The organism is Paraburkholderia sp. HC6.4b (assembly GCF_014200875.1).
Taxonomy (GTDB): domain Bacteria; phylum Pseudomonadota; class Gammaproteobacteria; order Burkholderiales; family Burkholderiaceae; genus Paraburkholderia; species Paraburkholderia tuberum.
The window spans coordinates 26,177-48,692 of sequence record NZ_JACHDC010000006.1; the positions used below are offsets into that span (position 1 = coordinate 26,177).

26 protein-coding genes, 1 tRNA gene and 3 pseudogenes are annotated in these 22,516 nt (G+C 62.2%); 21 read left to right on the plus strand and 9 right to left on the minus strand.

The window, feature by feature from the left end; translation table 11 throughout:
* Window positions 1-26 precede the first annotated feature (26 nt).
* The gene (locus HDG34_RS10755) at window positions 27-689 is read right to left on the minus strand and encodes a TetR/AcrR family transcriptional regulator (RefSeq protein ID WP_184059849.1); all 663 of its coding nucleotides are present in this window, start codon (window positions 687-689) and stop codon (window positions 27-29) included.
* A gap of 135 nt (window positions 690-824) precedes the next feature.
* Between HDG34_RS10755 and HDG34_RS10760 the strand changes: the two genes are divergently transcribed.
* From HDG34_RS10760 to HDG34_RS39030, 6 genes and pseudogenes are all read left to right on the plus strand, one after another.
* A complete protein-coding gene (locus HDG34_RS10760) occupies window positions 825-2,117 on the plus strand; it encodes an NAD(P)/FAD-dependent oxidoreductase (protein ID WP_184059851.1) in 1,293 nt (430 codons plus the stop codon).
* 83 nt (window positions 2,118-2,200) lie between these two features.
* A complete protein-coding gene (locus HDG34_RS40135; protein WP_090809656.1) occupies window positions 2,201-2,350 on the plus strand; it encodes a DUF3331 domain-containing protein in 150 nt (49 codons plus the stop codon).
* Between the two features lie 422 nt (window positions 2,351-2,772).
* On the plus strand, window positions 2,773-3,552 hold the full coding sequence (locus HDG34_RS10770) for an acetoacetate decarboxylase (RefSeq protein ID WP_184059853.1): 780 nt from the start codon (window positions 2,773-2,775) through the stop codon (window positions 3,550-3,552).
* A gap of 28 nt (window positions 3,553-3,580) precedes the next feature.
* Complete coding sequence (locus HDG34_RS10775) at window positions 3,581-4,363, plus strand: 3-hydroxybutyrate dehydrogenase (protein WP_184059855.1); 783 nt, start codon at window positions 3,581-3,583, stop codon at window positions 4,361-4,363.
* An 11-nt stretch (window positions 4,364-4,374) separates the two neighbouring features.
* Window positions 4,375-5,724 carry a patatin-like phospholipase family protein gene (locus HDG34_RS10780; RefSeq protein WP_184059857.1) on the plus strand — a complete coding sequence of 450 codons (1,350 nt, stop codon included), beginning with the start codon at window positions 4,375-4,377 and terminating at the stop codon, window positions 5,722-5,724.
* A 219-nt stretch (window positions 5,725-5,943) separates the two neighbouring features.
* A pseudogene (locus HDG34_RS39030) lies at window positions 5,944-6,057 on the plus strand (cytochrome ubiquinol oxidase subunit II); the annotation flags it as partial.
* A gap of 287 nt (window positions 6,058-6,344) precedes the next feature.
* Here HDG34_RS39030 and HDG34_RS10785 read toward each other — a convergent pair.
* The 4 genes from HDG34_RS10785 to HDG34_RS10800 all read right to left on the minus strand — a co-directional run bounded on the left by HDG34_RS10785 (window position 6,345) and on the right by HDG34_RS10800 (window position 8,197).
* Window positions 6,345-6,420 (minus strand) — tRNA-Lys (locus tag HDG34_RS10785).
* A gap of 48 nt (window positions 6,421-6,468) precedes the next feature.
* Entirely contained in the window at window positions 6,469-7,032 is a 564-nt protein-coding gene (locus tag HDG34_RS10790) for an Hsp20/alpha crystallin family protein (RefSeq protein ID WP_184060297.1), read from the minus strand.
* 285 nt (window positions 7,033-7,317) lie between these two features.
* Window positions 7,318-7,725: an Hsp20/alpha crystallin family protein gene (locus tag HDG34_RS10795; RefSeq protein WP_184059859.1), complete on the minus strand. Its 408-nt coding sequence runs from the start codon at window positions 7,723-7,725 to the stop codon at window positions 7,318-7,320.
* A 28-nt stretch (window positions 7,726-7,753) separates the two neighbouring features.
* Window positions 7,754-8,197, minus strand: coding sequence for an Hsp20/alpha crystallin family protein (locus HDG34_RS10800; protein ID WP_184060299.1), 444 nt, complete (start codon window positions 8,195-8,197; stop codon window positions 7,754-7,756).
* 244 nt (window positions 8,198-8,441) lie between these two features.
* Here HDG34_RS10800 and HDG34_RS10805 point away from each other — a divergent pair, with 244 nt between their 5' ends.
* The 4 genes and pseudogenes from HDG34_RS10805 to HDG34_RS10820 all read left to right on the plus strand — a co-directional run bounded on the left by HDG34_RS10805 (window position 8,442) and on the right by HDG34_RS10820 (window position 10,383).
* Window positions 8,442-8,825 (plus strand): hypothetical protein, encoded by a 384-nt coding sequence (locus HDG34_RS10805; protein ID WP_090809669.1) that lies wholly within the window; start codon window positions 8,442-8,444, stop codon window positions 8,823-8,825.
* Between the two features lie 321 nt (window positions 8,826-9,146).
* Window positions 9,147-9,591: pseudogene (locus tag HDG34_RS10810) on the plus strand (3-keto-5-aminohexanoate cleavage protein); the annotation flags it as partial.
* 3 nt (window positions 9,592-9,594) lie between these two features.
* Entirely contained in the window at window positions 9,595-9,885 is a 291-nt protein-coding gene (locus HDG34_RS10815; RefSeq protein WP_184059861.1) for a 3-hydroxyacyl-CoA dehydrogenase NAD-binding domain-containing protein, read from the plus strand.
* 186 nt (window positions 9,886-10,071) lie between these two features.
* A complete protein-coding gene (locus HDG34_RS10820; RefSeq protein WP_184059863.1) occupies window positions 10,072-10,383 on the plus strand; it encodes a DUF4148 domain-containing protein in 312 nt (103 codons plus the stop codon).
* A gap of 165 nt (window positions 10,384-10,548) precedes the next feature.
* Here HDG34_RS10820 and HDG34_RS10825 read toward each other — a convergent pair whose 3' ends face one another.
* Window positions 10,549-11,127, minus strand: coding sequence for a TetR/AcrR family transcriptional regulator (locus HDG34_RS10825; protein ID WP_184059865.1), 579 nt, complete (start codon window positions 11,125-11,127; stop codon window positions 10,549-10,551).
* Window positions 11,128-11,257: 130 nt separating this feature from the next.
* Between HDG34_RS10825 and HDG34_RS10830 the strand changes: the two genes are divergently transcribed.
* The 3 genes from HDG34_RS10830 to HDG34_RS10840 all read left to right on the plus strand — a co-directional run bounded on the left by HDG34_RS10830 (window position 11,258) and on the right by HDG34_RS10840 (window position 12,905).
* Window positions 11,258-11,992, plus strand: coding sequence for an SDR family NAD(P)-dependent oxidoreductase (locus tag HDG34_RS10830; RefSeq protein WP_184060301.1), 735 nt, complete (start codon window positions 11,258-11,260; stop codon window positions 11,990-11,992).
* A gap of 102 nt (window positions 11,993-12,094) precedes the next feature.
* Window positions 12,095-12,292, plus strand: coding sequence for a hypothetical protein (locus HDG34_RS40140; RefSeq protein ID WP_409259309.1), 198 nt, complete (start codon window positions 12,095-12,097; stop codon window positions 12,290-12,292).
* Window positions 12,293-12,305: 13 nt separating this feature from the next.
* Complete coding sequence (locus HDG34_RS10840) at window positions 12,306-12,905, plus strand: NADPH-dependent F420 reductase (RefSeq protein WP_184059867.1); 600 nt, start codon at window positions 12,306-12,308, stop codon at window positions 12,903-12,905.
* Here HDG34_RS10840 and HDG34_RS10845 read toward each other — a convergent pair.
* Complete coding sequence (locus tag HDG34_RS10845) at window positions 12,869-13,153, minus strand: DsbA family protein (RefSeq protein WP_184059870.1); 285 nt, start codon at window positions 13,151-13,153, stop codon at window positions 12,869-12,871. The two genes, HDG34_RS10840 and HDG34_RS10845, sit on opposite strands and share 37 nt — an antisense overlap.
* Before the next feature lie 411 nt (window positions 13,154-13,564).
* On the opposite strand from HDG34_RS10845, the gene HDG34_RS10850 reads away from it, so the two are divergent.
* On the plus strand, window positions 13,565-14,356 hold the full coding sequence (locus HDG34_RS10850; protein WP_184059872.1) for an AraC family transcriptional regulator: 792 nt from the start codon (window positions 13,565-13,567) through the stop codon (window positions 14,354-14,356).
* A gap of 54 nt (window positions 14,357-14,410) precedes the next feature.
* Here HDG34_RS10850 and HDG34_RS10855 read toward each other — a convergent pair whose 3' ends face one another.
* The gene (locus tag HDG34_RS10855) at window positions 14,411-16,012 is read right to left on the minus strand and encodes a DHA2 family efflux MFS transporter permease subunit (protein WP_184059875.1); all 1,602 of its coding nucleotides are present in this window, start codon (window positions 16,010-16,012) and stop codon (window positions 14,411-14,413) included.
* Between the two features lie 293 nt (window positions 16,013-16,305).
* On the opposite strand from HDG34_RS10855, the gene HDG34_RS10860 reads away from it, so the two are divergent.
* The 6 genes and pseudogenes from HDG34_RS10860 to HDG34_RS10885 all read left to right on the plus strand — a co-directional run bounded on the left by HDG34_RS10860 (window position 16,306) and on the right by HDG34_RS10885 (window position 20,367).
* A complete protein-coding gene (locus tag HDG34_RS10860) occupies window positions 16,306-16,968 on the plus strand; it encodes an alpha/beta hydrolase (protein WP_184059877.1) in 663 nt (220 codons plus the stop codon).
* Between the two features lie 189 nt (window positions 16,969-17,157).
* Window positions 17,158-18,210 (plus strand): rod shape-determining protein, encoded by a 1,053-nt coding sequence (locus HDG34_RS10865; RefSeq protein WP_184059879.1) that lies wholly within the window; start codon window positions 17,158-17,160, stop codon window positions 18,208-18,210.
* A 199-nt stretch (window positions 18,211-18,409) separates the two neighbouring features.
* The gene (locus tag HDG34_RS10870; RefSeq protein WP_184059881.1) at window positions 18,410-18,562 is read left to right on the plus strand and encodes a hypothetical protein; all 153 of its coding nucleotides are present in this window, start codon (window positions 18,410-18,412) and stop codon (window positions 18,560-18,562) included.
* A 60-nt stretch (window positions 18,563-18,622) separates the two neighbouring features.
* Window positions 18,623-18,919: pseudogene (locus HDG34_RS10875) on the plus strand (hypothetical protein); the annotation flags it as partial.
* 53 nt (window positions 18,920-18,972) lie between these two features.
* A complete protein-coding gene (locus HDG34_RS10880) occupies window positions 18,973-19,284 on the plus strand; it encodes a hypothetical protein (RefSeq protein WP_184059885.1) in 312 nt (103 codons plus the stop codon).
* Between the two features lie 219 nt (window positions 19,285-19,503).
* Window positions 19,504-20,367: an alpha/beta fold hydrolase gene (locus HDG34_RS10885; RefSeq protein ID WP_184059888.1), complete on the plus strand. Its 864-nt coding sequence runs from the start codon at window positions 19,504-19,506 to the stop codon at window positions 20,365-20,367.
* A 62-nt stretch (window positions 20,368-20,429) separates the two neighbouring features.
* On the opposite strand, the gene HDG34_RS10890 is transcribed toward HDG34_RS10885, so the two are convergent.
* Window positions 20,430-20,831, minus strand: coding sequence for a hypothetical protein (locus HDG34_RS10890; protein WP_184059890.1), 402 nt, complete (start codon window positions 20,829-20,831; stop codon window positions 20,430-20,432).
* A gap of 385 nt (window positions 20,832-21,216) precedes the next feature.
* Here HDG34_RS10890 and gltA point away from each other — a divergent pair, with 385 nt between their 5' ends.
* A complete protein-coding gene (gltA, locus tag HDG34_RS10895) occupies window positions 21,217-22,515 on the plus strand; it encodes a citrate synthase (RefSeq protein ID WP_184059892.1) in 1,299 nt (432 codons plus the stop codon).
* Window position 22,516: the final 1 nt, after the last annotated feature.

Consider the following 22,516-nt stretch of genomic DNA (forward strand, 5'->3'; position numbering starts at 1 on the left):
TCGCGAAGGGCATTGGGTCTTGCTGATTACTTTCCGATCATGTTCAGCGCCGTGTCCCGCACCGCGCGCTTGAACCTGGTCTGATCTTCAGGAAGTGACGAGAAAGCCCGCAGCATATGGTGGTAAGCCACGGTATTGCTGATGGCGTTCATCAGCATGGAAAACATGACTTCGGGGTGGTGCGGTTTCAATTCCTTCGCCCTCGATGCATCTTCGAGCAAAGGCACGAACACGTCGTGATAGGGGCGCACCAGACGCCCGATGAGTATGTTGAAGCGCTCGCCTTCTTCGGTCGCGGCAGTCGAAAAAAACATACCAAGGTCGGGTTCGTCGAAAACCTGATCGATGAAAAGAACCACTGCGTGTTCGACACGCTCACGCGCACCTAGCGTGGCCGAGCGCAACCTGGCTGTGGCGTCGATCATTGGCGCAGCCTGATCCGCGATCTGCTCTACCACCGCAACCCATAGCGCTTCTTTCGACCCGAAATGATGCGCGATCAGCGCCGGGTCGACACCCGCGTCGCGCGCGATTTCCCGCACGCTGGTAGCGTCGAATCCACGCTTTGCGAAGGTGCGCCGGGCATGTCGCAGGAGGACGTCGGCACCGACGGAAGCGCTGTACGCGGGTCGTCCGCGGGTACGCTTTTTCTCGATCAGCTTGGCAGGTCCTGACGTTACGTCGTTCATTTGGGTGTGAGTTGTGGATCGTCAATTCAGCCGAAGTTTAACTGACGGCGCGTGAGACGCTGAGGAGGGCCGCGGTTTGACGGAGCTCGTGCTTTAGGCTACGATGCGATTTATTCATCATGCGTTGAATTTATTATGTCACAACCAATACGGATTGTCATCGTTGGCGGCGGGATTGCGGGAATTTTGCTGGCTACCCGACTCGGCGACCTGTTAGGGCGCAGCGGCCGGGCCAGCGTCACGCTGATCGACAGCAGCCCGACGCACATATGGAAGCCGATGCTGCACACTATTGCAGCCGGCACGCGCGATGTTCAGCAGCAGCAGGTGATCTACCTCGCCCATGCCCGCGATCACGGCTTCACCTATCAGCCCGGCGCAATGAACGGGCTCGATCGAAGCCGGCGGCTGGTCCAGCTCGACGAGCTCAGGACGCCGGAAGGTGAAGTAGTGCTCGGTCCGCGAACGGTCGGGTACGACGTGCTTGTGCTGTCGCTGGGTAGCCGGGCGAACGATTTCGGCGTGCCGGGCGTGAAAGAGCACTGCCATTTCATCGACAGTCAAAAACAGGCCGAAGCGTTCAACGCCGCGTTGCGAGCGCGCGTATTTCGAAGCGTCGTGAAGGACGAACCACTGCGTGTGGCGATCGTCGGCGCGGGTGCAACGGGTGTTGAGCTGTCCGCTGAACTGAGCCGCTTGCTTGACGTTGCGTCGAGTTACGGAGACCCGACTGTGCGAGAGCGGCTGAGTCTGACGCTGCTCGAAAGCGGCCCGCGCGTGCTCGGGGCGTTTGCGCCGGAGATATCGGCATCGAGCCAGTCGCAGCTCGAGCATATCGGTTTTCGCGTGCTGACTTCGGCGCGTGTTACCGCGGCAGAGGCGAATGGTTTTCGCCACGGCGACGGCACGCTTGCCGAGGCCGATCTGATGGTCTGGGCAGCGGGCGTCAAGGCGCCGGATTTCATGAACAATCTCGACGGACTCGAAACGAACCGGTCCAACCAGATCGTCGTCGGAGGGAGTCTGCAGTCTTCGCGTGACGATCACGTGTTCGCGCTTGGCGATTGCGCAAGCCTGACACTTGCCGGTCACGACCGGCAACTTGCACCGACCGCGCAGGTCGCCACGCAGCAGGCCGAGCATCTCGCGCGTCACCTTCCGGGGTGGCTTGCAGGCAAGCCACTTGCCGATTTCCGTTTCCGCGATTTCGGTTCGCTCGTCTCGCTGAGCGACTACAACGCGTTCGGCACGCTTGGGCGCTTCGGACTCTTTCGTGGCGGTTTCGTGCGCGGACGTTTCGCTCAACTGAGTCACGCCATGCTCTACCGGCGCCATCAGCAGGCTCTCCATGGCTTTCGAAAGGCGACGCTGCTGTGGACAGCGGAACAGATCAATGGTCTCGTCCAACCGAAGATCCGCCTGACCTGAAAGCGGCGCCGAACCCTTTGCAGACCCGGTCGGTTTCCTGGTGCGATTCGTGCAGCGGTCGCTGTGATTACCAGCCCTGACGGGTGTTCATCGCGAAGGGGCCGGGGACGTGCGTGTTGAGCGGTCATCCGATTGAGGCGGGCGACGCCGTGTACTCTCCCAGAGCAGGCGATCCGCCGCCGCGAAACGCAGGCGCAATGATGGTCGCGGCTTCCGTTAATGTCCAACTGTGACCTTGCACGCGTTTATATTCTCGGGGACGCGGTTTCGAATCGACATGCCTGAAGCAAGCGAGGCATCGGGGACGAAACAACGAGCCATGTGGCAATTAATACGTACGCCTATATGTGCGACATTGCCTATCACGAAGCGACATCGCTACACGCGGCGTTTCGCCGATGAGAAGCTGACGCGCACAAGGATCGAACCAATTGTTGCGGCGAGGGGGACAGTGTTTTACGGCCAGCAAGGACACCGATGCATGGACCAAGGCGCTACTATTGCCCGTGCTCTGTACAACGATGCAAAGCACAGGGCCACTCGAATCCGACACGCTGTGATAAGGCAGAGGCGCGGTGTGCAGCACAGCACCTCTGGTGCGCATGCGTGGGCTTTAAAGACGCGACGTCATTTGACGTCACTACTGGAGAGATAGTTGAAAATCGAAAAAATCCGCAAAGATGCTTTTGCGATGCCCGTCCACAATCCTTCCTACCCCCGCCCGCCGTTTCGCTTCCTTGATCGCGAGTACTTCATCATTTCGTACGAGACCGACATGGACGCTTTGCGCGCCGTGGTGCCGGAACCACTGACAGTCGCAAGCCCCCTCGTGCATTACGAATTCATTCGCATGCCAGACTCGTCGGGATTCGGCGATTACACGGAAAGCGGCCAGGTTATCTCGGTAAGAGATGATGCCGGCGCGCCAGGCAGCTACACACACGCGATGTACCTCGACGACGAAGGCCCGATTGCAGGCGGTCGTGAGATTTGGGGTTTCCCCAAGAAGCTGGCGAGTCCGAAATTGCGTGTTGACGGCAACGACACGCTGCTTGGAACGCTCGACTATGGCACCCAGCGCATTGCCACGGGCACGATGGGCTACAAGTACGAGCCACTTGACCTCGAGGTCGAGCGCAAGAAGCTGGCGGACACGCCGAACTATCTACTGAAAGTCATTCCGCACGTCGACGGTTCAGCCCGCATCTGCGAGCTCGTGCGCTACTTCCTGCGGGATGTCACGGTGCTCGGCGCGTGGGGCGGTCCGGCCGCGCTTGAGCTGCACCCCCATGCCTTGGCTCCGGTGGCGGATTTGCCGGTGCGCAAAATCGTCGGCGCGCGGCACGTTATCGCCAATCTCACGCTCGACATCGGGGAGGTGGCTTTCGATTACCTCGCCGAGGCGCCGGCACTCAAGCTTGCCGCGAATCAGTAAGCACCCTCTGACATATTAAGGAAAAGGCATGTCCGTAACAGATAAGGTCGCGCTCGTGACGGGCGCTGCAAGTGGTATCGGTGAACAGTGCGCACGCAAGCTCGCGGCGCTCGGCGCGTCGGTGGTAATCGCGGACCTGAACCTCAAGGCTGCTGAGAGCGTGGCCGAGAGCATCCGCAAGGAGGGTGGCAAAGCGCTGCCTGTATCAATGGACGTGACGAGCGAAGAAGCGGTCAACGCCGGCATCCAGCAGGCTGTCGACAGGCTTGGCAGCATCGATGTGCTGGTCTCGAACGCGGGCATCCAGATTGTCAACCCGATTGAAGATTATGCTTTCTCCGACTGGAAAAAAATGCTCGCAATCCATCTGGACGGCGCGTTCCTCACGACCAAAGCTGCTGTCAGGCACATGTACGCTGCGGGCAACGGTGGGTCGATTATCTATATGGGCTCGGTCCACTCGCACGAAGCGTCGAAGCTGAAGGCTGCCTACGTGACGGCCAAGCATGGACTGCTCGGTCTCGCACGCGTGGTAGCCAAGGAAGGTGGTTCGCGCGGTGTACGGGCCAATGTCGTGTGTCCGGGGTTCGTGCGCACGCCGCTTGTCGACAGGCAGATTCCGGAGCAGGCGATAGCGTTGGGCATTTCGGAAGCAGACGTCGTCAAGAACGTGATGTTGAAGGAAACGGTCGACGGCGAATTCACGACGGTGGAAGACGTCGCCAACACCGTGGCATTCCTCGCCGGCTTCGAATCGTCCGCATTGACGGGCCAGTCCATTATCGTCAGCCACGGCTGGTCGATGCACTAAGGAGCCGCCCAGTGCGTCAAGATCAAGAAACATCAGGCACACCTCGCAAGACTTTCAAGCTTCCGGCCTATGACGAGGTCGCTCTCGTGCTACAGGGTGGCGGCGCGCTGGGCTCCTATCAGGCCGGCGTCTACGAAGGCCTCGAGGAAGCTGGCATTCATCCGGACTGGATTTCCGGCATCTCCATCGGCGCGCTTAACACAGCCATCATCGCGGGCAACGCTCCGGGCAAGCGTACCGAGGCATTGCATGGATTCTGGAACACCATCTGCCAGCCGGCGGACATGCTCGGGAACCTCGGCGCGTGGCTACCCCGCGCCGCGGGCATGCACGACCTGTCGCGCAAGTGGTCGAGCTGCTGGGCGGCAGGCCGCGCACTCACCGAAGGGCAGCGAGGCTTTTTCTCGCCGCGCCTTCCGGTGCCCATCCCAGGGATGGGCAAGCGCTCGCCAGAAGAAGTGAGCTTTTACGATACCACCGCGCTTCGGGCGACCCTTCTGCAATTCGCCGATTTCGACAGAATCAACGACGGCGATATTCGCGTCTCCGTCGGCGCGGTCAACGTGCGCACGGGTAACCTGGTCTACTTCGACAACACCCAGATGCGCCTTTCGCCAGAGCACTTCATGGCCTCGGGTGCGCTCCCTCCGGGCTTTCCTGCCGTCGAGATTGATGGCGAATATTACTGGGACGGCGGTCTGGTGTCGAACACCCCGTTGACTGAGGTTGTAAGCGACCCGCAGCACAAGGACACCCTGGTCTTCCAGGTTGACCTCTGGAGTGCGAGCGGTGGCCTCCCGGGCGACATGCTGGATGTGTCCGAGCGCGCCAAGGACATCCAGTATTCCAGCCGGACCCGCGCTATCACCGCGATGCTCGGGTCGACCCAGCGTCATGCACAGCTCATCAAGGAGCTACTGAAGCATGTGCCGCCGGGCCTGGAGAAGCAGCATCCGCTCATCCGGGAGGCGCGGGAAGTTGCCGATGGCAGTACGGTCAATGTTGTGCACCTCATATACAAGAACAAGGCGTATGAGGGGCACTATAAGGATTACGAATTCAGCATCGACACGATGAGCGAGCACTGGCAGACGGGCCTGGACGACATTCGCGCGTCGTTTGAGCATCCGGACTGGTTTGCGATACCGGATCACGATTCGGGATTCGTGACGCACGACGTGCATCGTCCCGGGGGCGCGCCTCACGCGACGCGACTGGAGGGTGCTAGCAAGCCAGCGCATTACTCGCGCAGGCGCCATAAAGCGGGCGTCGCGCAACCACATCTCGAAGTGGCAGCGCCGAACTCCGCCCCACCTGGGGAAACCACGAAGGAAGCTGTGCAGGATGCGACAGGCCGCTAGCCATCGTGGGGCCGGCCGGGTTCAGTTTGGCCGGTCCCTTTCCACGCCAGCCAAAGGGGCGCTGCCGCAGGTGAGTTCGTCCGCCTGTGGTGTTACCGGCAACCAGGGTACATGACATGCAGAATCCCAGGTTTATGTAGAAGAAATCGCTGTATCGGGTCAAGTGCGCACGGTCAATCTGATACCGTCAAACGGTTTTGCGTTGCCGCAGGCCGCGTTATGCCGCTCGGCGCATTCGGCCTGCTCGGCGGATGCAGCATGACTTCATTCAATCCCAAGGGCGACATCGGTGCACAGGAGAAGCGTCTGATCCTGCTTGCGTTGGGTCTGATGCCTTCGAAGAGGTTCATCGAAAAACCGACATCACATACAACGCGGCGACGCTTGAAACGATCCTAACCGACAGGGAGGTCACTTCATGGAAAAAGTCCAACGATGAATCGCCTCCGGGCCGAAGCCATCTTTGGGAGACGCCCCGAGCCCCCTTGAGATCGCAAGAGGTTCAATCATACTCGGCGAATTAAGCCAAATCGCGGGCCGCCACAACAATGCCGTTGACACTTCGTTGACAGTCGGAAAAGAAAAAGGGCCTAGCGCGAACGCTAAGCCCTTGAATCTTTTGGTAGGCCGTACTGGATTCGAACCAGTGACCAACGGATTAAAAGTCCGCTGCTCTACCAACTGAGCTAACGGCCCGTCTCGCCCGATGTTCACCGCGACCAGCGCACTTCTTGCCTGTTTGGCCTAGCCGATACCGATCGTGCGGCTAGTGGATCGCGCCGGCTCCGATTTCGGCACGGTCAACGTGAGCACACCGTTATCAAATTTTGCCAATGCGTGATCGGGGTCGGCGTTTTCCGGCATCGGGATTGTGCGCATGAAGCTTCCATAGGCGCGCTCGAGCCGGTAGCAGCCGTCTTCCTCGCTGCGCACGTCCTGTTTCTTTTCGCCGCGCAACACGATCGCCCCGTCCTCGACGCTCACACTCAGGTCTTCGCGCTCCATCCCGGGCAGCTCGGCGGTCACGCGCAACACCTTTCCTTCGTCGACCACGTCGATGCGCGGCTGGAAGCGCGATGAACTGAAGTCGCCAAACCATCGTTCGAGGGCGCCGCGACCTGCAAACGGGTCATGGAAGAACTCTTCCAAAGCACGCCACGGTTCGCGTGTGAACAATCGCGGAATGTCAGGCCACGAGTCACGCCACTGTTCGCTCGCCGGGGGGCTTTCCGAGGTGTCCGCATCGGACTTGCGAGCCGCCCCGCGTAGGAACTTGAAGGGATTCCACTTTTTCGGATCCGTATTCATCGTATCCTCCTCTACAGTCTGGCCGGAGAACCGGATTCCTGTCATTGCGCTGAAGTCGCGACTCTGCCCTCGACGTTCCCGACTGCATCTGCGGAACGCCGCCACGGCCGCCTCGCGATCCGCGGCGCGTCCTGAGCTCACGTACCGGCACCGCGCCGTACGCTGAGCGTGCGTCCGCGCCAGCATTCATGTATGACGTCCGCATCCAGGCCTCCGCAGTCAGTAGGTGGCGGCCGGACGACCGCCACCGGTTTTCTCCCTGTCGTTGCTGCCCACCTGCCGACTTCAGTCCGTCCGCACCTCGATCCGACGCGGCCGGGCTTCGTCGCGGCGCGGTATTGTCAGCTTCAGCACGCCGTCTTTCAGGTTCGCATCGATTTTCGTTGCGTCGAAGTCAGCCCCAAGAGCGAACGCCCGCGCGAAATGCGGCTGGCGGATCTCCGCATGTTGCAGGCGCAGCCCCGCCGGCGTGGGCACCACCGCCTCGGCCTCGATGTACAGGTTGCCATCGTGTACCTTCACATCAAGGCGGTCCTTTGTAACGCCGGGCAGATCGGCCCACAGGGTGATGCCCTGGCTGTCCTCGAAGATGTCTACGGGCGGCGTTAGCGTGATCGGGCGTTGCGACTGCTCGTCTTCTTGACGGGCCACCGCGGTTTCGTCTTTCCTGGCAAGTTCTGTCGTGTCGTTCATGATGTCCTCCTCAGTTCTGCGACCGGTTTCATTGAACAGTGATGGCCCGCGGCTTCGACGTCTCCCGCTTGCCGATGCTCACGGTCAGACAACCATTGGTGTACTGCGCCGTGACCTTGTCAGGGTCCGCATGCTGCGGCAGTTCAATGACGCGCCGGAAGGTGCCGACGAACCGCTCCTGCGCATAAGTACGCACGTCGTCGCCGGCCGCTTCCGGCTGTCCCGTCTGGCGCTCGCCGCTGATGGTCAGCAGCCCTTTGTCGATGGATACGTCGAGATGCGCCGGATCGATACCGGGCGCGAACGCAACGATCTCGATAGAGTCGTCGGTCGAACCGATGTTGACCTGCGGGAATGCGCCCAGGCGCCCCGAGCGGATGCTGGACGGGAAACCGCCGAAGAGACTCGCCATCTGCCGTTGCAGACGGTCGAACTCGCTGAAAAGGTCGGTCCCGAAGTAGAGATCACTCATGATCGTTTCCTCCTTGGATGCAGCAGGGAAACGAACCGGCATACGCGCTCCAGTCCGTCTGCCATGCTGCGGCAAACAAATCGAAACACGCAGCGCGCCGGAATGCCGGCGCGACTGCCTGAGCGATATTCAAGATAGGACTGAAAACAGAAATTTCAAGTGGGCCATGGCGACTTTTTGTTCTTGAATTTGGATTGTCACACCCCTACGTTCACGACACCCTGCAACACCATGCGAGGACACCATGGAATTCGAATACGATTGGCTCACTCTTGGGCGTCACCGTATCCGGTTGCGCTCAACAAAGGGGTTCCCGACTGAGACGATGCGCACGGCGGTCGAAGTCATCCGGCTGGCGATCGACAGCAACATGAGCGCCCGGGCGCGGCTGGTTGAAGTGGTGTTCCGGCAGGAGTCCGCTTACGAGATTGCTGTCGGCACCACGTTCGCCGATGACCGGCTATGCGCGCCCCAGCTGGAAGCGGCGATCGCGACGGTGCTGGGCCTGCAGCCCGCGCAGATCACTATTTTCGTGACCGTGGTCACCCAGGAAGAGGTCGATCTGCACTTTGGTGTCTACGAAAGGATGCTGGCTGAAAAGCTCGGCGTGGTGCCGCTGATCCAGTGACGTCGCGGCAGGCAAGGAGCGGGGGATCGGCAAGCGGCGAACTGCGCGCCTGCCGGTGCGGGCGGCGGCGCCGCCTTTGCTGCAATGCAATGAGGAGTACCCGACCGGATTCGGCCGCCCTCATTGCGGAGCATCCTGCAGCCGGATGCGGGAGGGTCTCGAAGAGCGTGTCATATCCCTGATAGCGCATTCGAACGCAGATTGTTCGCCGCCTGGATTCGATCAATCGGCTTCCGGAACGGCGCGACACAACTGATAAGACGCCCGCATGCGTCAAATTTATGGCGATTGTCGACGATGTAGCCTACGTCGTCGAGGGTTCCCTTGTGGCCGGTCAGCCTCGCCGACTTCGTCCAGGATGTTCAGCGCGCCATCAACGAGGGGCTCGACGACGCGCCGCACTTTATCAATATCGTGATCGGCGCCAATGCGTTCCAGGGCGCGTTGCCCTACACGCCCCGGCTGTTGCAGATGATGATCGATCATCTGCCCCGCAATGGCGTCTTCAACGTCAGCGCTATCGGCGCGGCGCAGTTGCCTGCCGCGATGAACTCGCCGTTGCTGGGAGGGGACGTGCGCGTCGGACTCGAAGACAACTTCTACTAACAGACAAGGTCAGTTGGCCACTAATGTTCACCTGGTCGAGCGGCTTGTTCGCCTGGTCCGCGAGATGGGTTACGAGCCGGCCACGCCGGCTGAAGCACGGAAGATCATTGGGCTGCGGCCGTTGCGCGAAACAATCCACGCTGCCTGCCAGGAGGGCTAACCGATGACAACGCGAGCCGTCAACGTCGCCGTCGTCGGCACTGATGTCATTGGCGCGGGTTGGGTGACACACTTCCTGACTCATGGTTTCGCCGTCACGGCGACCGATCCCAGCCAGGGGGCCGCGTCGCGCCTGCGCAACTGGATCGACGATAGTTGGCCTGTAGTGGAGAGGCGCGGGCTTGCAGACGGCGCCTCGCGGGACAAGTTGACGTTCACGCCTGACGTGGGCTCCGCGGTAGCCGGGAGGAACGATGCTTGCTGCTCCCGCGGCGGATCAACCGAAGGAGCGTGATAGGGCCGAAGGGCACAAACCGCGCGAGAAGGTTCAGACGCGTGGCATCTACAAGGTGGTGAGAGAAGGCGACGCCGGTTCCGGCTTCGAAGTGACATGCGTCGAAGGCGGGCATTTTCCACCCGCAGCGGCAACGGTGCGCACTACGAGTTGGTTCACGGCGCGGCGCAGGGAAGGAGACGTACTATGAGAAATCGGCCTGGAACACAGTCAATACTTCCCGCTCTGGTGATTTTGCTCACCGGCTGTGTCGCTGGTGGCATGCCGTATACCGGGCCGCACCTCACTCCGACGGAGTGCCGCGACCTGGCGGCGCTCAAGACAAACGCGCCCCCTACGATGGCGCAGCACCAAAGCGAACTCGCTGCCTTGAGGAAAGCGGGCTACGACCCGTCACCGTGGTTTGATGATCCGTATTACCCGGATGATCTACAAGCGGCACAGCGCCTGGTCGACTATTGGTTCCAAACGGAGTGCCAGCACCTTCAACCCGGCTGAGATAGAGAGATCGAGGACTGACCCGGATGTCACCGTGCGGCCAGAAGCGGCCGATCGATCAAGTGCGGTAATGGCCATTCGACTGTCGGCTCCAGTCAGCTTTGCGCCGTCTGGTTCGAATCCCCGGGGCTTTCCTGGTAGGAAAGTATGCGTCGGCGATCTGATTCAACACGTTGCCTTCTCGACATCGTTGCTCGACCGGTTTGTCAGGATGGCGCTCGTAATAATGTGAAAGAGATGATCCCCGCGTGGCGCGAATCCGGGTTGGCCGTCGAGCCAGCCGAGCGCCGACATCAGGGCGAACAGGTCGACCCCATCTATATCGGCGCGCGCCGTTCCCTCGGCCTGAGCACGGCGCAGTAGTCGCGCGCCCGCTGAACGCAGCGCTGTGCTCGAAGCGTGAAGCGCGGAGTCAGGGTCCGCGTGCGCGGTCGCGAACAAGGCGCAAATGCCGCTATAGCTACGAACGAATGCAACCCCTTCGCGAAACCAGGACACCAGCGCTTCGTCAGGCGGATTCGACGTTTCTAGTTTGGCTGCCTGCTGTATCAGTTCGTCCACGTTCATACGCAGCAACGCTTCGAACAAGGCTTCTCGTGTCGGGAAATGGCGAAACAGTGTGGCCAACCCGACGTCGGCCCGGCGGGCGATATCTCGCATGGACGCATCGGCGCCATGCTCGGTGACTACGTCACGCGCGACCGCAAGTAGATGGCTGTAATTTTTTCTGGCGTCGGCTCGCATAAATCGCCTTGACAATCGGATCGGTGATCCGTATAAAATGAAGCTGTATCTGGATCGGTGATCCACAAGATACAGCACATTTGTGCAAATGGGAACCGAGACGCTGTCCGACACCACGAAAGGAGATGTCATGGGAAAGCTTGAGGGTAAGGTTGCAGTCATCACGGGCGGATCGAGCGGCATGGCGCTGGCGAGCGCCAAGCGGTTCGTCGAAGAAGGCGCCTATGTTTTCATCACGGGCCGCAGGCAGGAGGTGCTCGACGAGGCCGTCAAGCAGATTGGCCGGAACGTGACCGGTGTGCGCGGCGACGCGGCCAATCTCGACGACCTCGACCGTCTGTTCGATACAGTCAGGCGTGAAAAGGGCAAGATCGACGTCCTGTTCGCGAGCGCTGGCATGGGCAAAGCCGTCCCATTGGGCGAGATTACCGAGCAGCACTTCGATGCGGAATTCGGCCTGAATACGCGCGGCACGCTGTTTACGGTTCAGAAGGCGTTGCCGCTGTTCAACGATGGCGGATCGATCTTCATGACCGGGTCAGTTGCTTCGGTGAAAGGTTTTCCTGGTTACGGCGTGTATTCGGCGAGCAAGGCGGCGTTGCGCTCATTCGCACGCACTTGGCTCAACGAACTGAAGGGCAGGAATATCCGGGTGAACGTGCTGAGCCCGGGGCCGATCGCCACACCGATGCAGGACCAGGTTCTCACCGAGGAGGCGAAGCGGATGTTCGAATCCCTGATCCCGCGGGGAAAGATGGGTCGTCCTGAGGAAATTGCGACGGTCGCGCTGTTTCTTGCTTCAGATGATTCGAGCTTCGTGAATGGGGTGGAATTGTCTGTCGACGGCGGCTTCTCGGCTATCTGAAATCGCGCCGAAAAGCGTGTAGGGGGCCTGTCAACTTGACGAAGATGGTCCGTGTTGCGTCGATAAATATGAAATCCTGATCAATAACCTGGATTGGTTTCGGTGATTGTCCAGCGGGTATTGTCACGTCTGCTCGCGCTGTCGTCGCTGCAAACGGCGTCGAAGGCGCTCGGCTCCGCGTGTCTGCTGTGGCTCGCATGGCGCATCGCGCGCAGCGGGCCGCCTAACGCGGGCAACGCTCCCGCGCGCCCGGTTGCCAATAATCACCATGGATCCGTGGTTGATCAAAACGTCACCTGAATGGAGAGTTCGCATGAGCTATTCGATTATTGGCTTTGGCGCGGTAGGCCAGGCACTCGCTCGAGCGTTTGCAAGAAAGAACATCGACGTAACGGTCGCCAGCCGGCGCCCTCCCGAGACGTTGATGCAGCAGGCACGAGCGATTGGCCCTACCGTCGTCCCCAGGACGCTGCAGGATGCAATCGAGTCCGACACGATCTTCCTGGCGGTTCCTTTCTGGGAGCACCGCGAGGTCGCGAAGCAGATCAAGAGTTGGAAGGGCAAGACGGTCATCGACGCGACAAATGCTTACGGCGTTCCCGTCGAAGAGCTACAAGGTCTGCCGTCCTCCGCAGTTGTCGCCAAAGCGTTTACCGGGTCCAGATTCGTAAAGGGTTTTAACCATCTGCCCGCCGCCGTTCTGGCCGCTGATCCGAGTGTGAATGGCGGCAGCCGCGTCGTGTTTCTGTCGAGTGATGACGAAAGTGCGGTGGCACCGGTCGCGGCTCTGGCTGAACAACTCGGTTTCGCGCCGATTGCGCTAGGACCGCTCAAGGAGGGCGGTTCGCTCGTCCAGGCCAGGGGGAATACCTGGGCTCAACTGATCTTCAAGGATCTCGTCAAGTTCAAATAGCGGCGCGTCACGGCAAAGTCACGTCCGCCCAGCATTTCCGAGCGAGTCCAGCTACCGAACTCGAGCCTTCGGTAGGCGCGCCGGTGCATCCCTTGAGGCGGTATTTCCGGGTTCAATTTGAACGGAAGATAACGAACGTCTAATTCGGGAAGATCGTCAAGGGCCTTGCCGGCCTCCAGATTTCGATGTCCGATCCAGCACCATGGACAAATGAAGTCGTAGGCGATCGTGATTTTTGCGCGTTCCATGGCATGCCCCGTGGGCAAGTTGCTATGCTCACCAAGCAAAACAACACGAGCTCCCAGCTGAATATACTCAGCGCGCGAGCTCGTGTTGCGCGTGGTGCAATGGCCCATTCGGCGATCAGGCTCGTGGCGATCCCGGCAGCGTGAGCAGCGTTGCCGGGATCGCGCCATTTGTCAACCTTGTTCAGGCTCTGATTACGGCTGGCCCGATGGACGAAGGGGCTCGTTGTTCAGGTGCTCAAGGCTAACGGCTTGCCGAGAAAGTTAACATCGCCTTCGAGAGATTTTTGAGCTGCCCGCTCTAGGCGGGATGCGCTCACGGTGGCCGGACCCTGTTAGCCCGCCTCGCAGCCGGGCCCCGCGCGCGTGCTAATCTTGCTCCCTTCGCGGACGTCCCGCGTCAGAGCAGACACCATGACGGAAGCCTTCGATCCGGACGGCATCGAGCAAGCGGTCTTCGTGGTCGGCGAGCGCCATGCGACGCTGGACGAGCCGTGGCGCGCGTATCGGCGCGCGCGTCTGATTCATGTCAGCGAAGGCGTGCTGACCGTGCGCACGGCATCCGGCCGTTGGGTCGTCCCGCCCGCCCGCGCGCTGTGGATCGCCGCGAATACGCTGCACTGCCTGCACGCGGCGCGGCCGGTGCAGTCGTATTCGCTCTACGTCGCAACCGATGCCGCAATGGACGCCACCGACGACTCCGCCGCCGACTCCGCCGCGCCGCTGCCCGCGCAGACCGGCGCGCTGATCCCCGACACACTGGTGCAGGCGCTGCTCGCCGCCGCGGCCGATCTGCCGCACGATCACACGCCCGATGAACCCGCCCGCCGTCTGCTGCAGGTGCTGCTGGATCGCGTCGCCGGCTTGCCCGCCGCGCCGCTTGGCTTGAACTGGCCGGGCGATCCGCGCGCGCGGCGCATCGCCGAGGCGCTCAGCGCGAATCCCGCGCAATCGCTGGTGCTGGAGGAACTCGCCGCGGCCGCGGGCGTGACCGCGCGCACGGCCGCGCGTTTGTTCGCGAAGGAAACGGGGCAGACCTTTGGTCAATGGCGCCAGCAGTTGCGTCTGCTGGCCGCGCTCGAACATCTGGGCGCCGGTGAGAGCGTCACGCAGGTGGCGCTCGAAGTCGGCTATAACGACGTGTCGTCGTTTATCGCGGTGTTTCGCGATGCGTTCGGCGACACGCCGGCGCGCTATTTCCGCTGACGCCGCTTCGTGGCCACCGCGCGAGCGTCGCCGTCGCGCGAAAACGAATCTGCCTCAATGGGCGCCGGCCGCATCCGGTCCACCTCCGCCCTTGGCCGGCCGCGTGATCCAGATCAGCGGAATGATCAGCAGGAAGATGATCGCCGACACAAAGAAGACGTCGTTCAGGCCCATCATCGCGGCCTGCGTGTTCACGGTGAAATCGAACAGCGCATTCGCCGATTGTGGATTCAGATGCAGCACCGACTGCGTGTTGTCGATCTGCTGCGCGAACAACGGGTTGTCGACCGACGCCTGCTCGGTGAGCCGCACATGATGCAGTATCGTGCGGTTGTTCCACGCGGTACCCGCGATCGACGTGCCCACCGCGCCGCAGAACACCCGCACGAAATTCGACAGCCCCGCCGCCGCCGGAATCCGGCTCTGCGGCTGGCCGGACAGGATGATCGCCGTCAGCGGCACGAAGAACAGCGCCATCGGAATGCCTTGCAGCAGCGTCGGCAGCACGAGGTGCCACGTGTCGATCTCGATCACGTACTTCGAGCGCATATAGAACACGATCGCGAAGCCGACGAACGCGACCGTCGAGATCACGCGCGCGTCCGAGTGCGGCAGCACGCGGCCGAGTATCGGCGCAAGAATGATCGCGAAGATGCCGAGCGGTGCGGTGACGAGGCCGGCGTCGATCGAACGGTAGTTCAGGTACTCCTGCATCCATTGCGGCAGCAGCACGAGATTGCCGAAAAATACCCCGTAGGCGATCGAAATCGCGATCGTGCCGCCGAGAAAATTGCGCTGCTGAAAGAGCCGCAGATCGACGATCGGGTGCTCCTCGGTCAGCTCCCATACGAGGAAAAACGCAAAGCTGATCAGCGCGACGAGGCCGAGAATCGCGATCACCGGCGACGAGAACCAGTCGAGATCCTTGCCCTTGTCGAGCATGATCTGCAGCGACGCGACCCACGTGATCAGCAGGCCGAGGCCGACCACGTCGATCGGCGGCTTGCGCGTCGGCGATTCGCGGGTGCGGTAGATCATCCACGTGACGCCGGCGGCGAACAGGCCGACCGGGATGTTGATGTAGAAGATCCACGACCAGCTGTAACTGTCGGTGATCCAGCCGCCTAGCGCCGGGCCCGCGATCGGGCCGACTGTGGCGGTCATCGCCCACAGCGCGAGCGCGGTCGACGACTTCTCCTTCGGATACGAGCCGAGCAGGATCGCCTGCGACAACGGAATCAGCGGCCCGGCCACCGCGCCCTGGAATACCCGCGCGAGCAGCAGGATCGGCAGCGTCGGCGCGATGCCGCACAGCCATGACGCGAGCGTGAAGGACAGGATCGCGCCGACGAACAGCTTCACCTGGCCGATGCGCTGCGTGAGCCAGCCGGTCAGCGGAATCGCCACCGCGTTGGAGGCCGCGAACACGGTGATCACCCACGTGCCTTCGTCGACCGAGACGCCGAGGTTGCCGGAAATGGTCGGAATCGCGACGTTCGCGATCGAGGTGTCGAGCACGTTCATGAACGTGGCGAGCGCGACGGCGATCGTCGCGAGAACCAGCCGGCCGCCTTCGAGAGGCGCGGGCGGTGACGGTGGCGCGGGTGGCTGAGGCGGCGGCGACGCGGAATCAGGCGCGGCGTTGGGCTGGCTCAAAAGGCGTTCTCCGGAGGTTTTGCGGCGGACGGCGCGAACGGCGTGAGGACGGACGGCGAGGGCGCGCGATTCGCAATGCATGGTCGGCGCAGGATGCCGTGGACCGTGCACCGCGGCGGCGGGTCCGTCGATGCGCAAAAGCATACCCGCAATCGCCGGCCGGCGCCGGCCACGGCAGCAGCCGATGCGGCGCCCGACGGCGCGAACGCGGCACGCGGCGTATGCTCGCGGCTGAGGTTGCGTCAGCAAAGGCCGAAACGTACACCCAATCCCACGGAAAAAAGGACCCCACCATGAGCTGGCAACAATTCGAACACGGCTGGCGGCGCGCGCCGCAAAACGCGCCCGCGACGAGCCTCGTCGTGCTGATGCACGGCGTCGGCAGCAACGCGCGCGATCTGATGCCGCTCGCCGACATCTGGAGCGAGGACCTGCCCGGCACGGCGTTCGTGTCGCTCGACGGCACCGATCCGTTCGACGGCGGCTTCGGCGGCCGCCAGTGGTTCAGCCTGCGCGACGTCGGCGCGGCGAACCGCGAGGCGCGCGTCGCCGCCGCCTATCCGGCGCTGCGCCGCGTGCTCGACGCCGAGCTCGCGCATTGGCAGCTGTCTTTCGATCGGCTTGCGCTGGTCGGCTTCTCGCAAGGTTCGATCATGGCGCTGCATCACGTCGCGTCGAGCGTTGAGGGCGCGGCCGGCGTCGTCGCGTATTCGGGGCGGCTCGCCTCGCCGATCGTGTCGTCGAACTGCGCGACGCCGCTCACGCTCGTCCACGGCGAGAACGACGAGGTGATCCCGGTGCGCGAACTCGAATCCGCGGCCGACGCTTTCAACTCCGCCGGCTATGCGGTCGACGCCTACGTGCTGCCCGGCGTCGGCCACACGATCACCGCCGACGGCGTCGCGCTCGGCCGTGACGCGCTGGAACGCGCACTGGGCGAGCTGTCGCGCGATTGACACAAACCCACTAGAAAGTGGCCCTAAAGATTCTGACGGGCTTGCCGTCATACGGGCAATAGCTTGAAAATCACCCCCGCCGTGCGGGAAGCGCAACGCCCAGCGGTGCGTGTCGCGCGGCTTCGGGGTACCGGGGGCGCATTTCCAGACCGCCTTGGACGGCGCATAACGACACATCAGAGCCTGCATATGGCCAGACCGACGCCGCATTACCCGCTCTTTGAGCGACTGTTCCGCCACGCCGTGGCGGTGGATCTCGGCACGGCCAACACCCTTATCTATACCGACGACGGCGGCATCGTGCTGAACCAGCCGTCCGTCGTGTGCTTCGAGACGCAGCCCACGAGCGGGTCGAAGCGGATCGCCGCGATCGGCGCCGAGGCGCGCCAGCTGCTCGGCCGCGTGCCGCGCAATCTCGAAGCGGTGCGGCCGATGCGCCACGGCGTCATCGCCAATTTCTCCGCGGCCGAACACATGATCAAGCAATTCGTCGACATGGCGCGGCCGCGCTCGCTCTTCAGCCGGCGCGCGGTATTCACGCTGTGCGTGCCGGCCTCCGCGACCCACGTCGAGCGCCGCGCGATCCGCGAAGCGGCCGAGGCGGCTGGCGCGTGGAAGGTCAGCCTGATCGGCGAATCGCTCGCGTCGGCGCTCGGCGCGGGCCTGCCGGTGGGCGATCCGACCGGCTCGATGGTGGTCGACATCGGCGGCGGCACCACCGAGGTCGGCGTGATCGCGCTGGGCGGCACCGCGTATAGTGGCTCGGTGCGCGTCGGCGGCGACAATTTCGACGCGGCGATCATCGGCTACGTGCGCAATCTGTATGGCGTGCTGCTCGGCGAGCAGACCGCCGAGCACGTCAAGAGAGCCATCGGCTCGGCCGTGCACGACGTGCCGCTCGAGCAGATGAACGCAACCGGCCGCAGCGTCGACGATGGGCTACCGCGCACGGTGCAGTTGAGCAACCGCGATATTTCGGAGGCGATCGAAGGGCCGCTGAGCCAGGTGATCGGCGCGGTGAAGCGCGGGCTCGAATTGGCTCCCGCTGAACTCGTGACGGACATCGCGCACAAGGGCATCGTGCTGACCGGTGGCGGCGCGCTGCTGCGCAATCTGGGGCGGCGTTTGAGCCGGGAAATCGGCCTCGACGTGCACGTCGCCGACGAACCGCTGACCTGCGCGGTGCGCGGCGCGGGCGCGGCGGCCGCAGCAGGGTGGGTGGACGAAGCCGGGGGCACGTGAGCGGTGGATAAGGGCTTCACTACAGCTCGGCAAAAACCCGGCATTCGGTGGCAAGGTAACCGGGCTGCTGCTCACCCTTGGCAAGGCGGGCTGCAAATGGACGCTGCGCTTTACCGGCCCTGTGACGGGCAAGCGACGCGATGCGGGCCCGGCGTGTCTCCCGAGGTCTCTACTGCGGACGCACGTGAAGGCGCTTGCGATGGGCCGTTCGATCGACGCTGGCAAACACTCAATTAACGAACGCGACCGCGAACAGGAAGCGGCCAGCGTTGCCGCCGCAGCGCTCCCGTTTCAGAATGCCGCGCACGCGCTTCCCAGTGAACTGAGACCCTCCGACGCGGACAAATATTGACACTTCGTTGACCGAAGCGGAATCCAAAAATCATCCATCGCCCATTCCATACCCCTGTGGATGCCTGCTAGCGTAGCAGCCCTAACAACTACAGAGGACACCGGAACGTCGTATCAACAGGATTCGGACGGCGTGCGGGTGGTGCTCAGTGCGCCGCAACTGGCGGCAGTGCTCTCCCGCCAGTCGATCAGCCCCACGGAGATGCTTTCCAACCGGCTATGGGGCGGTTTGCAGGTGGTCGGCGGGGTGCTGGAAATGGTCGGGGCGGCGCCACTGTGTGTGCTGCCGGAACCGACGATGGCCAGCAAAGCCGCGTGTGTCGTGTTCGGCGTGCATGGCTCAGATACGGCGTCGGCTCACAGCGTATCTTGAGCTTTGACGCCAAAATTTTTGGCCGGCAGGAGAAAGTAATGAAAGTAATTGTGAGCCACCACATCGACTGCAGTGACCGCGATGAAAATGGAATGTATGAATATTATTACGAGTGCGATATCTATGAATTTGTCGAGGGAAATGTCAGTTATATAGTCAGGGCCTATATGGACGAACCAGGCGACGCACACTTCTTAAAGACGAAAGGAGACGGCGACCAGGATTGGCGAATAATGATGGAGCCAGACAAAGATGAGCCTCTGTTTAAAGAGGTCGTCGAACATCTAAAAAATATCGGGAAACCCAATATACGGTGCTTTATGGGGCGCACCGGTTATATTGATCTTTAGGAAACGGCCTGACTGATGAAGTACTCTCCAGGCGAGTAATATCCTTGTCGCCACGCGTCAGTGGTTTGATGAAGACGCCTGCCCGACGCGTCGCTGACGCATATGTGACAATACGCATCGCGTCCCGTTTTCAGGGACACCGGTACGCTCATTTCCCAATGCCTGTTGCCGGCTCCGCGCGCATTCGCGCGCCGATGCCGCGCCGCCCGTAGCTCATCCGTGAATCAATCCGTTTCCGCTTCGTCGCTGTCGTCATCGCCATCCTTCATCGGACTACGCAGCGGCTTGCGCATGCCTTACGTCGAGGCCGGCGAGGGCGACTTGCTGCTGTTCGTGCACGGTTCGTTGTGCGACTACCGCTACTGGCAGCCGCAACTGGCCGGCCTGTCGAAGCGCTATCGCTGCGTCGCGGTCAGTCTCACGCATTACTGGCCAGTGACCGATAGCGCGCGGGTGGACCTGCCGTTCAGTTGGAGCAGCCACGCCGATGAAGTGGCGGAGTTCATCGCGCGTTTCGGCGCGGGGCCCGCGCATGTGGTCGGGCATTCGCGCGGCGGCTGCGTCGCCTATCATTTCGCGCGACGCCATCCCGAACACGTGCGCACGCTGACGCTCGCCGATCCGGGCGGCCCGCTGCAGATCGCCGGACGTCCACCCGCGAGCGTGCCGGAGACGGTCAACGCATTGCGCGCGAAAGCGGCTCGGTTGATCGAAAGCGGCGAGATCGAAGCAGGCTTGCAACTGTTCGTCGATTCGGTGAGCCGCCCCGGCTTCTGGGCGCTGAGCACCCCGGGTTTTCGCCGCATGGCGACGGACAACGCGCACACGCTCGCGCGACAATTCCGCGATCCGCTGCCCGCCTACATGCCCGAGGACGCGGCCGATCTGCGCTGCCCGGTCCTGCTGATCGACGGCGAGAAGAGTCCCGACATGTTCCACCGCACGGTGACGGCGTTGCAGGGATGGTTGCCCGATGCGCGCCGCGAAACGGTACGCGGTGCGTCGCATGGCATGAACCTCGCGCACCCGTCCGCGTTCAATCGTTACGTGGATGATTTCATTCAGGCGATGAGCGCGCGCTGAGCAAGTGAAGCGAAGACCAAGGGCGATCGGCCGGCGCGCGCCGCCGATCGCCCGTTACTGCATCAGGCCTTGCGATGCGCGTCCTTGTCGAGCGCGCGTTCGGCCGCCTCGCCGACGAGCCCGTGATAGTACAGATGTACGCCGATCGCGAGCGAGTCGTTGCGGATTTCGTGGAACACCCTCCACGCCTTCACCGGGTCCTTGAACAGTAGATAGTGCGCTTCCTGCGCGATCAGATCCGCGACTTCATGCAGGCCGTGTCCATGCAGCACGTCGACGAGCGTGTCGAGACTGCGATGCGTGCGCGCGTCGGTGCGCGGATAGAGCATGTGCAGCACCGCGACGTCCTGCGTCTTCAGCGCCGCCGACAACGCGACGACGATATCCTGATGATTCAGCGCGGTGACCGTGTGGTCTTCGGTATGGACGTGATCCGGAAACAGCGTTTCGAGAGAGACATTCATTTGTATTCGTCCTGCTTTTCTGTGTGATCAAAAAAACCCGCTTCGAATCGCGGGCCGCAAGCATCAATGCACGGACTGAGTATCGCAGATGGATCCCGCCCGACGCAGTGTGCTGGCAGCAAAACATTGTTGCGGTTGGTGTTCCGACTTTCGTGCAACTTTCAACGGCATCGCGATGCACCCGCCGCGTGCCGACAACGAATGTTGCGCCCAGGGAGATGGACTGTTGCGATCAATCGACGCAATCAACGACACGCCGACCCGTAGAATGCGCAGCGGAGCCTGAGCATGCCCGTACTTCTTCGGGAGCGCCGATGTCGCGCCTCGCCGTACGACTGCGATGCATGCCGGCGCGAGTGCGGTATCAAGCAAAAGGAAGACGTACATGAACTCGAAGTCACACGCAACGCTGAGCTTTTCCGACAGCGACCAGACCATCGATCTGCCGATCTATCAGGGCTCGCTGGGCCCCGACGTCATCGACATCCGCAAGCTGTACGGCCAGACCGGCAAATTCACGTACGACCCGGGTTTCATGTCGACGGCGGCGTGCAACTCCGAAATCACATATATCGACGGCGACAAGGGCGAACTGCTCTACCGCGGCTACCCGATCGACAACCTCGCGCAGAACGCCGACTTCCTCGAAACCTGCTACCTGCTGCTGAAGGGCGAACTGCCGAACGCCCAGCAGAAAGCCGAGTTCGAGAACACCGTCACGCAGCACACGATGGTGCACGAGCAGATGCACTTCTTTTTCCGCGGCTTCCGTCGCGACGCGCACCCGATGGCGATTCTGGTTGCGGCGGTCGGCGCGCTGTCGGCGTTCTATCACGACTCGCTCGACATCACGAACCAGCAGCATCGCGACGTATCGGCGATCCGCATGATCGCGAAGCTGCCCACGCTGGTCGCGATGGCGTACAAGTACAGCGTCGGTCAACCGTTCGTGTATCCGAAGAACGACCTGTCGTACAGCGCGAACTTCATGCGCATGATGTTCTCGAATCCGGCCGAGGAGTACGAGGTCAATGACGTGCTGGTGCGCGCGCTCGACCGCATTCTGATCCTGCACGCGGACCACGAGCAGAACGCGTCGACGTCGACCGTGCGGCTCGCCGGTTCGTCGGGGGCGAATCCGTTCGCGTGTATCGCGGCCGGTATCGCGTGTCTGTGGGGCCCGGCGCACGGCGGCGCGAACGAAGCCGCGCTGAACATGCTGGAAGAGATCGGCTCGGTCGACAACATTCCCGACTTCATCGCGAAGGTGAAGGATAAGAACTCCGGCGTGAAGCTGATGGGCTTCGGCCACCGCGTGTACAAGAACTACGATCCGCGCGCGAAGCTGATGCGCGAAACCTGCCACGAAGTGCTCGAAGAGCTGGGCCTGCACGACGACCCGCTGTTCAAGCTCGCGATGGCGCTGGAAAAGATCGCGCTCGAAGACGAATATTTCGTGTCGCGCAAGCTGTACCCGAACGTCGACTTCTACTCGGGCATCGTGCAGCGCGCGCTGGGCATTCCGACGTCGATGTTCACGTGTATCTTCGCAATGGCACGCACGGTCGGCTGGATCGCGCAGTGGAATGAAATGATCGCCGATCCTGAGCAGAAGATCGGCCGTCCGCGTCAGCTGTTCATCGGCGAGACGCTGCGCGAGGCGAAGCCGGTCGCGAAGCGGTAAC